The organism is Desulforegulaceae bacterium (genome assembly GCA_034006035.1).
Lineage (GTDB): Bacteria > Desulfobacterota > Desulfobacteria > Desulfobacterales > JACKCP01 > JACKCP01.
Window position 1 is genome coordinate 33,662 of the sequence record JAVETN010000003.1, and the last position, 12,078, is coordinate 45,739.

Genomic DNA, 12,078 nt, shown 5'->3' on the forward strand with positions numbered 1-12,078 from the left:
AATTTGAGTTGACATTAAACATTTTAAGATTAATAATAAAACATTCTTTCTTTTAATTCAAACTCAAAACAGAGTAAATATTAATGATAAAAAATAGCCAACAATACGGTAACTTCCGCTTTGGTATCGTTGATGACGAAAATATCAAAAAAGATACTTTCAAAATGCGTTATGAAGTTTATGTTGAAGAATTCGGATTTGAAAAAAAAGATGACCACCAAGACGGGCTTGAAACTGATGAATTCGAAAATGAAGCAATTCATATTGCATGCCTTAACAAATCCGACTCTGTTGTCGGAACCATAAGATTGGTTCTAAACTCACCAAAAGGATTTCCCATTGAAGCTATTCCAAACTTAACTTTTGTTAGAAAAAAACCTGACAAGGATAAAATAGCTGAAGTTTCCCGGTTAACAGTTTCAAAAGATCTTAGAAGACGCAAAGAAGATGGTGCCTATGGCATAGAATCCTACCTGACCAAAAAAGAAGGCGGTATTTTACCAGACGATGGAAAAATCCCAAAAGAAATGTTAGGAAGAAAAAATCCTATAATTATTTTAGGTCTGTGTCAGATTATGTATCATGAAAGCAAAAGAAACGGCATCACTCACTGGTATATGATAACAGAAGATAAACTCTTTTTTGCCTTAAGAAAATACGGTTTTATTTTTCATCCTATAGGTGAAAAGATTTTTTATCACGGATGGAGAACTCCCTACTTAGGCATAGTAGACGAAATTGAAAAAGAACTTTACCGGATTGATCCCAATATGTTTGAAGTAATGATGAATGGCTTGGAACCAGAATTTTACCCTGATTTTTACAAAAAAATTAAGGGCTTATAAACAAACAAGTTCTAAAAAAACAATTCTTTTCATATTTGTATCTAAATAAATTTATATTTTATTTAAAATAGAAATAATATTTTAATAAAATTTAAGATATATGTTGTTTAAATCAAAAGTTTTTAATATAATCATTGCCATATAATTTAACAAAAAATTGAAAGGAAATGCTATGAAAAGATTTTTATTAATCATCACTGTCACATCGTTATTTTTATTGTTTTCTATTTTATCAACTTCTGCTGCACCAATAAACAATTGGAACTTTAATATCCAATATGGTTTTTCAGCCTATAACAGTGGAGTAGAAGGACTTAACCCTAATCCTGAATACAATAACCTTCCAACAAAATTGAAGTGGGGAACTAAAGGATGGATCACAGGTACCTATTCTTCCCACAGCTCTATCTCTGTTAATCCTGGCTCAATTAACTCAACAATAGGATTGGGAGAGGAAAAAAGTGGAATAGTTTTAACACATGAAAATAATCCAATATCCACAAGGATTTTCCACACTACAAACTATTTAGAAACAGCAACTCTTTCTTCAAAACTTACAATAACTCCTGAAGGATTAACAGGACAAAGCTGGGATAAATATTTTGATATTCAATTTTTTGAAACACCAAATAACAGTAACCACCCAAGCGATATCTTCATGGTTTCAGGTTTCGATTCTCTTATACAAACCTTTGAAATTGAAGGCTATACTTATGAAGCAATCTTTGGTGTTGAAGACTTTGACCCATTGACTCAATATCAAAAAAGCCTATTAGGACTTGATACTTCATTGGATTATTTTGGTTTTGTAACTCCAGAGAATCAGTCTACATCAAAAGACAGCTGGTTTTCTATAGACCTTATATCAGGCCCAGGAAATCCTGTTCCTGAACCATCAACTTTAGTTCTTTTTGGTCTTGGGCTACTTGGTTTTGCTGGAATAATCAGAAAAAAAATTAAACACTAATTTTAATATCCTTAATATCCCCAGTATTCTTCTATACTGGGGATAAATCATTTCTTCAAATTTATCCTGTACAAAGGATCTCCAACTAAAACCATTTTCCATGAAATATAAGGCAGACTCACCAAATAAGACTCTCCAAGGGACAAACCACTGGTTAGAAGATAAGCAAAAAACACTTCCGGTACAGGAAAAGACTGAACATACGGTTCTCCAACAGGTCCTATTGTAGCGGCAATTCCATTTTCTATCATTTTTTTGCACCAAACATTTGAGTTTGGATTTTTAAGGGTTGAGCACTCACTGCTTGCAATATGGTATCCTACAGAACCTCTTTCCCAGGAAAAGGAATCAATATAGTTTGCAAGGCTGTACCATCCACAATAAATTGCTGTTTCAGGACATTCGCCTTCCTTAAAAAGTTCTTGTTCATCATTTAAAACAGTCTCCATAATTTTATTCTTTTTTATAAATTTATGAGCCTCATGGATAGATTTATCATAAAAACCATATCCTTCAACTTTTTTATCGCCGGGATATTCCCATCTTGCATCAAAATAGGCTTTTCCCTTTAACCCTTTTTTCTCTGCGAAAATGGAATCATCAACAATCCGTTTACATGACTTTGAATCAGGACCGTCAATTCTTGAAACCATTAAAACTTCTTCTTTTTTCACAAACAACTCTTTATTAGTAAATTTGATAAAATATGGATTGGGAATCCACATTTTTAAGTCATAATCATCTTTTTTAACCAAAAAAAGCTCAGAATCAAATGAGGCTGCTCTGTCGAGTCTTCTCTTATAGTTTTGAATTTCCCGATTTATTTTACTAAGTTCATTCTTTATTTCTATGTTGCTTTTATTTTTTTTCAATAACTGCTCAATATATCGTTTTTTACCATTAAATTTTTCCAATTGTTCTTGCTCTTCTTTTTTCAGCTCAGGGGGTGAAATTTTTAATGGAAGCCCGTAAACACTAACAATACATCTTATATTTTTATTTTTTTCTAAAAATCTTCTTATGGGGGGGATAACTTTTGTTTCATAATCTTTTCTTGTGCAGGTTTCTCTATCTGTAATCCAAAGAGTTAAAAGATTTTTTTGGGGAATATTTCTTTTTTCCATATAATATTTTGCAATACCTTCACTTTTTGCAGCATTTTTATTTGCCAAAACAAGAACCTCTTCAGGCAAAAGTGCAAAAGCAAAAGAAATGCTCCCAAAATAAAACAAAATAAAATATTTTAAAATTCTTATCATTTTTTCTCCGCTGTTAATAAAGACTTGCTTAAGTTTTTAAAAAACTACAAATATCCAAGTCGTATAAGTTCCTGAATAACCATTTGAGCACATTCTTCAGGCGAATTTGCTGTAGTATCTATAATTACTTCAGGATTTTCAGGTATTTCATAGGGATCATCAACTCCTGTAAAATCTTTGATAAAACCTTTTTTAGCCTTTTCATACATTCCTTTTCTGTCTCTTTCTTCACAGACATTAAGAGGAGTTGATACAAATACTTCAATAAATCCACCGCTTGGCTCAATAAGTTCTCTTATTTTTTCCCTGGTTTCTGAATATGGAGCAATGGGAGCACAAATTGCAATCCCTCTGTTCTTTGTTATTTCATTTGCAACAAAACCAATTCTTTCAACATTTATATTTCTGTGTTCCTTTGAAAAATTAAGCTCATTTGAAAGATTTCTTCTTACTATATCACCATCTAAAAGAGTTACTGGTCTTTTGCCGATTTCCAGAAACTTAGAATAAAGAACTTTTGCAATTGTTGATTTTCCTGCACTTGGAAGTCCTGTACAAAAAATTGTAAACCCCTGCCTTGAAGGTGGAGGATAGTTTTTTTCTATCTCTTCAAGTACTTCAGGAAAACTTGCCCAGGAGGGAATGTTTTTTCCAAGCTTTATTCTTTTTCTTATTTCTTCCCCTGAAATAGATAAAGACTGATTGGATTCTGGTATTTGGTCAATAAACTGATATTCTTCCTCAAAATATACATATCTCATTTCAGGCACAGGAATTATATTTATTCCTATTTCTTTTGAAAGTTCATAAGTTTGTTTTTTAATCAGCTCATTATCATAAAAATATCCAGATCTATCCTTAAATATAGGGTTTGAATGGCCATGTCCCACAATCAAATCAGAACATCCGTAATTTTTTGAAATTATGGAATGAAAAAGAGCATCTTTGTATCCTGCAAATCTTAAATAAAGAGGCAAAATATTTAATCTTGAACTGTTAACAGGAAATTTATCAATTATTTTTTGGGTTGCTCGTATTCTTGTGTATCTATCAAAATCTTCGGGTTTAGTTTCTCCTGCTATTTGATGGATGAGAAGCTTTTTTTTATTTTCTTTTATTATATTCATACATAATTCAAACTGAAGTCTGTGAAGAGGATGCCTTGTTTGAAATCCTGCAATATTTTTCCATCCAGATTTTATAAATTTCTGTCTTAGCTCTGATGGTGAAAATCTTAACAATTTAAAATCGTAATGAACAGGAAGCTCTATCAGCCTAAGAGTTCCTCCAAGATAATATTCTTTTGTTTTAGTTTTGAGGTATTTTATTCCGGGATGCTGGCTGTTTTCAGTATTAAACAGCTTAATTGCTTCTTTTGATTTATCTGGTTTCCAAATATCTTCTATTTCAATTATTGCAAGCTGAAATCCTTCTTCATCTGTTAAGGCAGCCTGTTTTTGATTTTTTACAGCTTCATAAGTTTTTTGGTCTATATCCAAACATATGGGAAGAGGCCAAAAAAGACCTGTGGAAGTTTCCATTTTTTCTAAAACAAGATCATAGTCTTTTTTGTTCATAAATCCATTGAGAGGGGAAAGACCGCCGTTGGCTATCAGTTCAAAATCAAGCATAGAACGCTTGCTGAGTGCAACCTGGACAAGCTGCCCTGCTTTTTCTTTCCGTTTTATTTTTTCATCTTCATCAGGAGTAAGGTTTAGAAGTTTTCCCTTGTATGGAGGATTAATCTTGTTTGACATTTTACAAGCCTTTATATTTTATTCTAAAATAAAGTTGGGATTGAAATATAATTTTATTATAAGCCTGACTTTCACCGGTTTCAAAAATTTAAACTTAAGTTAACTATTTATAAAAAATACCAAGCTTCAGCTTTACACTTTTTGTTCTTTAGGTTCTTGAGTAAATATCAGCTCTTTGTTTTAAAAAAATTTTTTCTCCTGATAAAACGGAAAAGAATTATCCCCAAAAAAGCTCCTGTAACATCAAGCAAAACATCTGTAAGCCCGCCGTATCTTCCAGGAATAAAAGTTTGGTGGATTTCATCAAAAATTCCATAAATTGAAGTAATGGAAAAGCTGAAAAAAATATTTTTCCTAAAAGAAAAACCTAAACTTTGAAAAGAATACAGCCATAAAATACATAAAAAAGCATAAAGAGGGATGTGGAGCATATTTTGAATATTGGGATCAAGCTTCATTAAAAATTCTGGTGAAGCAGAACTGCCGTCTAAGGGAATAGATGATTCTATAAAAATCAGAATCATAAATAAAATCGGAAACTTAATTTTTTTTAATATTGACATTGTATTTTTCATTATTTAAAAGCACTGACCTTTGAAACCACATATCTGTATTTTCCTGAAGCTTCAACAGGAATTTTATCTGTTTTTATAACCTTAACATTGATATTTGTTCCCATTCTTTTTTTAAAACCTTGAATAATTTTATTTTCTCCATCAGCCGGGAACAAATTTTTATCAATTTTTATCAATACTTCTAGATCGTGAACAGTATCCTGAATAATTTTAAACTGCCCTACCCCTTCAAGATCCCTTACAACATAGATTAAAGAAAGTGCATGCTGCCATCTGCCGTCGGGAGTTACAATAAAATCTGTTGTCCGGCCCTGAATATTTTTTATTGTTGTCCAGGTTCTTCCGCATGGACAGTTTTTATCTCCATACTTTGCAACATCACCTGTTCTGTATCTTATAAAAGGCATTCCCCAAGCATCAAGATGGGTAACAACAACTTCACCTTCATCGCCTTCTTTCACCTCTTTGCCGTCTTTAACAAGCTCAAAAATATAATTGGAATCTATAAGATGATAATTGCCTTGTTTACACTGATGACAAATAAATCCAGCTTCCCTGCTTCCATAGGAATCAACAACAGGAATATTTCCAAAACCTGTGCTTATAATTTCTCTTTGATGATCAAACAAAACTTCTGCAGTTGTAAAAACTGCTTTAACTCCATAATCATCAAGTTTATATCCTGATTTTTCAGCCATCTGGCAAAAAAGAGCTATTGTACTTGGATAGCCAAACACAGAATCAGGCCTGAATTTTTTTATTTTTTTGATAATACCTGGAATTTCTTTTTCAGAAAGTTCAAAAGCACTTATCAAAAGTTCGTTTGTAAGATAATCTCTTAATTCCTTGAGTTTATCCTGCTTTGAAATCTCAAGGGGAGAACCCCAAAGATAAAGCTCTTTATCACCAATATCAACGCCCCACCAATTGTGAGTAAGCATTCTTGCTGCCTTATCAAAGGATTGCCTTCTCTTATCAAAATAAAAAATAAGAGGGCTTCCTGTTGAACCGCCGGTATTGTACCTGACAAGACCTCCAGGGCAATTATTCCATTTTAAATCTTCAAGATTATTTCTTATATCCTCTTTGGTAAGAAACGGAATTTTTTTAAAATCATCAATTTTTTCCATAAGTTCCGGCTTGAAACCAGCATCTTTAAATCTTTTTGTATAAAAAGGAATATTTTTATTTGAATGAATTAAAAGAGCCTTGAGTTTTTCAAACTTTAAGTTTTCAAGCTCTTTTTTTGGCAAATACTGTTCTTTTTCAAGAACCTTTAAGTAATCAAAAGTTTTTCTACCAAAAATTTTTTCATGTGCAGGATAAATTATTTTTTTTACAAGATTACTATGCATTTTTTTCCTTTATTTTTAAAATCCAAACTCTTTTTTCCAGAGTGCAAACATAAAAACATTCCAGATCTGACTGCTGTAATCGTTTATTCCTCTTAAATTATTATCGTAGATTTTTCTTAGAAAATCCATATCCAAAAAATCTTCAATACCATTATTTTGACTAAACAAAGCAGCTTCAACAACAGGTTTTAAATCAGTTTTAATCCATTTTGATAAAGGAACAGAAAAGCCTTGTTTTTTTCTGTACAAAACTTCAGAAGGAAGTCTGTTTTCATTCATTTTTTTAAATATATATTTTGATTCCTTACCATTTAATTTTAATCTTAAAGGAATAGTGGCAGCAAATTCCATAAAAACATGGTCAAGAATTGGAGATCTCACCTCAAGAGAGTGAGCCATGCTCATCCTGTCAACCTTTACAAGAACATCTTCTGTCATATAAGTTTTAATATCAACATATTGAGCTTTGGAAACTGCATCCATGTCTTTGGAACACTTATTAAGATAACCTAACAAAACATTTTCCGATGAAAAACCTTTGACCTTTTCTTTCATCTTAGAGCTGTAAAGGTTATCTTTTGTTTTTGAGTCAAAGTAAAAAGACATATCCCTGCAATATGAGTTTTCAAAACTATCAGAAATATTTGTTAAAAAAGTTTTAAGTCTTAAGGGACGCGGAAGAGAGTCAATTCTTGGATATATTGAAGCAAAACAAGGTAAAAAGGACTTCTTTAAAAAATCAGGAATTTTTTTTCTGATTTTATCTTCCAAATTTACCATTGAGTATCTTTTTGTGTAACCTGCGAAATTTTCATCTCCTCCATCTCCTGATAATGCAACTATTACATTTTTCCTTGTAGCTTTTGAAACATACCATGTGGGAATTGAAGATGAATCTGCAAAAGGCTCATCCAGATGCCAAACCATTTTATTAATAATATCAAGAGCATCTGCGCTGACTATTGATTCATGATGATCTGTTCCATATTGTTTTGCAACCAATGAAGCAAAAGAAAGCTCATTAAACTCTTTTTCCATAAATCCTATGGAAGAAGTTTTTACAGGTTTGTCCATAAACCCTGCCATTGAAGCAACAACAGCACTTGAGTCAACTCCTCCACTTAAAAAAGCACCTAATGGAACATCACTTATAAGCCTTATTTTAACAGCCTCATCAAAAAGCTCAGTAAGTTTTTCTATCAAGTCTGTTTCAGAAAGATTAAAAGAGCTGGTTTGAAAATTTATGTCCCAATAATTTTTTATTTTTAATTCTCCGGCAAGATTGAATACTCCAATCTGACCGGGTTCAAGTTTTTTTATATTTTTTATTATGCTTAAAGGAGAAGGTACATAACCATATGAGAAATAAGCATCAAGAGCTTTATAATCAATTTTTTTTGGTATATCGTTAATTTCAAGAAGAGATTTAAGCTCAGATGCAAAAACAAGCCTTTTATTGTCAAAATAATAATACAAAGGCTTTTTACCAACTCTGTCCCTTGTAATTATTAGCTTTTGTTCTTTTTTATCCCAAAGCCCTATGGCAAACATTCCCCTTAATTTTTTAACAAAATCTTCCCCATACTCAAGATATGAATAAATAATTGTTTCTGTATCGCTTTTAGTAAGAAAAGTATGACCCTTTTTTTCCAGCTTTTTTCTAAGCTCTAAATAATTATAAATTTCACCATTAACAACCAGGCTTATTTGTCCGCTTTTATCTTGCATAGGTTGGTCACCGGTTTCAAGATCTATAATTTTAAGCCTTCTGTGACCTAAGCCGATATTTTTATCAATTAAAATTCCGCCAGCGTCAGGGCCCCGATGAACCATTACAGAATTCATTTTTTCGATCTGAGTTTTTTGAACAGGATTATTGTCTAAATTATAAATTCCGCAGATTCCGCACATAAGAATTAACCCTTCAGCTTTTCGTAAATCAACGCTTTGTAAAATGAAGAAATACTTTTTAAATCTTTCAAGGATAAAATGTCATCTTTAAAGAAAAAAAGTCCTTTTAAAGCAAACACTATTTTTTCAATTTTTAAACTTTTATCTGAATAATCAAGAGGGCTGAGCCTGTTTGAAATAATATTTAATAAGTACTTAATTAAACCAGCTTTATTTGATGAAACTTCAGATGAAATTTTTAAATCAGCAGAAATATTAACTCCCATACTTTTAAGAATATAAGCAGGTTCATCATAGCCTAGAGAAAATACCTTTGCTGTTGTTCCTCCCATTCTGTTGTTTATCTCAAGAAACCAGTTTTTATTTTTAACTTCATCATACAAAAATTCAAAATGAAAAGGTCCATAAACATCCATTGACTGAACAAATTTTTTACATTTTTCTTTTAAACTTTTATCAATCTTGTATTTTTGAATTGTTAAACTAACTCCTTCAAATTTATTTTTTACAATAAATCCTTCCAACCCAAAAACATTTCCCAGCTTATCCATTGAACCATGAACAACAAGATTGGGAACATCCATAAAAGGCTGGGCAAGAAGATGTGAATTTAATTTTTCCAGTCCTTTAATGTAATTTTCCATTTCGTCTTGATTTTTTATAATCAGAACTTTAAATCCCGGCTTAACAGAATCTAATTCAGAAGGCCTTAAGCATAAAGGATAGTTTGACTCAGGAATAGTTGAATAGCTCTTTTTATCTTTAGTAATATAGAATGTAGGTAATAAATTTAAACCTGATTTTCTGGCAGTTTCTAATTGTTTTGTCTTTGAAAGAATATTATCCATATTTTCACTAAAAAGAACTTCAAAAAAACCATCACCCAAAGTTTCAGATTTATAGAGCCATCCAGAAATTTTTTCGCTGGTAGATATTAGAAAATATTTTCTCTGTTCATTTAATGATTCCTTTATTAGCTCAATCCCTTTATCAGAAAAAACTAAATCCTGAGGAATTTTGTAAATATTTTCAATAAATTTGGATTTAGGAACAGGCTCTTTTTTATCAGCAATCCATAAAAAAAGAGTATCAATTTTATTGCAATAGCAACTTTTTAAAAAAGCCAAGGCCTGGGGAGAAAATTTTGAAATAAGCACTGTTTTCATTTAACAAGCTTCTTTTTATTTAATTTTAAATACAATTTAAAGTCATCGAAAAGCAATCCTGATATTTTGGTTTTAGATGAAAAAAACTCTTTAAATTTGCACCTGGAAGGTAAAAATAAATTTTTAATACAATGATTTAAGTATCCCTGAGTATCAATCCAGACAATTTTTTTTATGTCTTTGTTTCTATTTTCTATTATTTTTTTTACTTTTTTAAAATCTCCGCGTTTATAATAATAGTCAAGAAGAGTTATATTAACTCCAAGCTTTGTTGAAATACTGTGCTGACCCCAATGTCTTGGGTTAAGCTCAATTACATAAAGCTTATCATCCTTTTTGCTTCTTATTACTTCCAGCTCAAAAATGCCTTCAACCCCAATTTCTTCAACAATCTTTTGTAATTTTGAATAAAGAAAAAGATTATCAACAGTTGTGCACATCACACCTGTGCCAAAGCCTTCAGGATACTGGATTAATTTTTGAGTTAAAAACCCCCAGAGCACTTTTCCATTTTCATCAGAATAACCACAAAAAGAATAATTTTCGTCATTTTTCTGTTCAATTATTTCTTGAACAATAATTTTGGAGTTAAAAGTTTCAAGCTTATTGTACCAATGTTTAAGCTCCAGAATATTTTTTATAAATACAGCCTTCCGGTTTTCCATAAAAGCTGACATTTCAGCTGTTTTCCATTCACCAGGAAAGCAGGGTTTAAGTATCAGGGGAAAAAAAAGATCTTTTTTTAAAATAAATTTTTTATCTAAAAGCCATGTTGTGGGAGTTAAAATATTTTTAGAAGATAAATCTTTATAAAAAAGATATTTATCAAGTGCTATTGAAAGAGTCTTTTTTGATGTGATAAATTTATGACCAAGCTCTGACAATTTATCATAGTTTTCTAGAATGAATATATTATCCTGATCTGTGGTGGGAACAAAAAACACATTATCAAAATCAGCTTCTTTATCAGAAATATATTTTTTAAAATCTTCAAAAAAAACTGAATTTAATTGAGCTTTTTTCAAATCTGATAAAACACCAATTGATGTTGGATTAATTTTAGATATAAAAAAAACAGTCATTCTTTTAATTTTCTTTTATATGGTTTGTGAAACTTCAGCCCAAGAATATTAATAAACAAATAACTATTGTCTTGAGTCCACCCGCTGTTAATATAAGCTTTTATTGAAGATTTATTCCAGGGATATATCAATGCCCAAATTTTTTTATAATCTTGTTCTTTTAAAGAAAAAACCAAATTCCAGATTAGAATTTTCAGGATATCATGTCCTCTGTATTTCTTCTCTACATAACTATTAAAAGAAAAAGCATTTTCAGGTTCAAGATTAATATAAGTAAAAAAGTCATCAAAATAAACTTTTTTAACACCACCCCAAGTCCAACCCACAATATTTTCATCTATCATTCCTACAGAAAAAAAATATCCTTGAGAAAGCCTTGTATTTATATCTTTAATATTAAACGGAGGGGAAAAGTCCATTTTTGAAAAAGCATTTTCAAATTTAGAAATTAGATCATTATCTAATTCATTAATTATATAACTCTTTAGAACCTTTCCATTTTTTAAGACATACTCTTTTACAAATTTTACGCTGGAATTTTCAATATCAAAAGCAACTATTTTCATTGTTTTTTTAGAAAAAAAATATCTTTTTTTATACCATTCCAGGCTTGATATTTGCATACAAAAGCTAATTTTCTATAATCCTTGCAGGAACACCAACATATTTTCCAACTTTTTTGCAATCTTTTACAACATAAGACATAGCACCAATAACAATATCTTTTTCTAAAACAACACCAGCACCTATAACAGCAGCAGTTCCAATAAAAACCCTATCTTTAATAATTGTTTTTTTTATAAAAACCCCCTTATGTGTACTATAAATTGTCATTACATTTGGAGAAATAAAAACACTCTCTCCAATCTCAACTTCTTTTGCAATTGTTACCCCATATCTGATAACGGTATTTTTACCAATGTAATTATCTCCAGAAGATCTTACATAACTATCGATTACAACATTAGATTCAATTATTGTTCCTTTTTTTAAAAAAACATAATTTCCTATTTGTACATTATCCCCAATTATAACTCCATCCTCAATTATACAATAACTGCCAATAGAGATATTTTTTCCAATTAAATTATAAGGACCTCTTTTAAAATTCTTATTCCACGGGGTCCATAACTTTTTTGTTAAGAAGTCTTTTTTATACAA

At 30.7% G+C, this 12,078-nt stretch carries 11 protein-coding genes; 2 read left to right on the top strand and 9 right to left on the bottom strand.

Annotated features, from left to right (window positions below; genetic code table 11):
- Window positions 1–83: 83 nt before the first annotated feature.
- The gene (locus tag RBR53_03355; protein ID MDY0131684.1) at window positions 84–845 is read left to right on the top strand and encodes a PEP-CTERM/exosortase system-associated acyltransferase; all 762 of its coding nucleotides are present in this window, start codon (window positions 84–86) and stop codon (window positions 843–845) included.
- Window positions 846–1,017: 172 nt separating this feature from the next.
- A complete protein-coding gene (locus RBR53_03360) occupies window positions 1,018–1,812 on the top strand; it encodes a THxN family PEP-CTERM protein (protein ID MDY0131685.1) in 795 nt (264 codons plus the stop codon).
- Between the two features lie 47 nt (window positions 1,813–1,859).
- On the opposite strand, the gene RBR53_03365 is transcribed toward RBR53_03360, so the two are convergent.
- The 9 genes from RBR53_03365 to RBR53_03405 form a co-directional block, all read right to left on the bottom strand.
- Complete coding sequence (locus RBR53_03365; protein MDY0131686.1) at window positions 1,860–3,071, bottom strand: TIGR03790 family protein; 1,212 nt, start codon at window positions 3,069–3,071, stop codon at window positions 1,860–1,862.
- Between the two features lie 44 nt (window positions 3,072–3,115).
- The gene (locus RBR53_03370; protein MDY0131687.1) at window positions 3,116–4,828 is read right to left on the bottom strand and encodes a bifunctional sulfate adenylyltransferase/adenylylsulfate kinase; all 1,713 of its coding nucleotides are present in this window, start codon (window positions 4,826–4,828) and stop codon (window positions 3,116–3,118) included.
- Window positions 4,829–4,995: 167 nt separating this feature from the next.
- The gene (locus tag RBR53_03375) at window positions 4,996–5,391 is read right to left on the bottom strand and encodes a VanZ family protein (GenBank protein ID MDY0131688.1); all 396 of its coding nucleotides are present in this window, start codon (window positions 5,389–5,391) and stop codon (window positions 4,996–4,998) included.
- Between the two features lie 11 nt (window positions 5,392–5,402).
- Entirely contained in the window at window positions 5,403–6,758 is a 1,356-nt protein-coding gene (locus tag RBR53_03380) for a hypothetical protein (GenBank protein MDY0131689.1), read from the bottom strand.
- A gap of 15 nt (window positions 6,759–6,773) precedes the next feature.
- On the bottom strand, window positions 6,774–8,669 hold the full coding sequence (gene asnB, locus RBR53_03385) for an asparagine synthase (glutamine-hydrolyzing) (protein MDY0131690.1): 1,896 nt from the start codon (window positions 8,667–8,669) through the stop codon (window positions 6,774–6,776).
- Between the two features lie 5 nt (window positions 8,670–8,674).
- Entirely contained in the window at window positions 8,675–9,835 is a 1,161-nt protein-coding gene (locus RBR53_03390; protein ID MDY0131691.1) for a hypothetical protein, read from the bottom strand.
- Window positions 9,832–10,917: a hypothetical protein gene (locus RBR53_03395; protein ID MDY0131692.1), complete on the bottom strand. Its 1,086-nt coding sequence runs from the start codon at window positions 10,915–10,917 to the stop codon at window positions 9,832–9,834. The genes RBR53_03390 and RBR53_03395 overlap by 4 nt, the downstream gene beginning before the upstream one ends.
- On the bottom strand, window positions 10,914–11,540 hold the full coding sequence (locus RBR53_03400) for a GNAT family N-acetyltransferase (protein MDY0131693.1): 627 nt from the start codon (window positions 11,538–11,540) through the stop codon (window positions 10,914–10,916). Before RBR53_03400 ends, RBR53_03395 begins: the two co-directional genes overlap by 4 nt.
- A gap of 7 nt (window positions 11,541–11,547) precedes the next feature.
- Window positions 11,548–12,078, bottom strand: a complete 531-nt coding sequence (locus RBR53_03405; GenBank protein ID MDY0131694.1) for a DapH/DapD/GlmU-related protein — start codon at window positions 12,076–12,078, stop codon at window positions 11,548–11,550.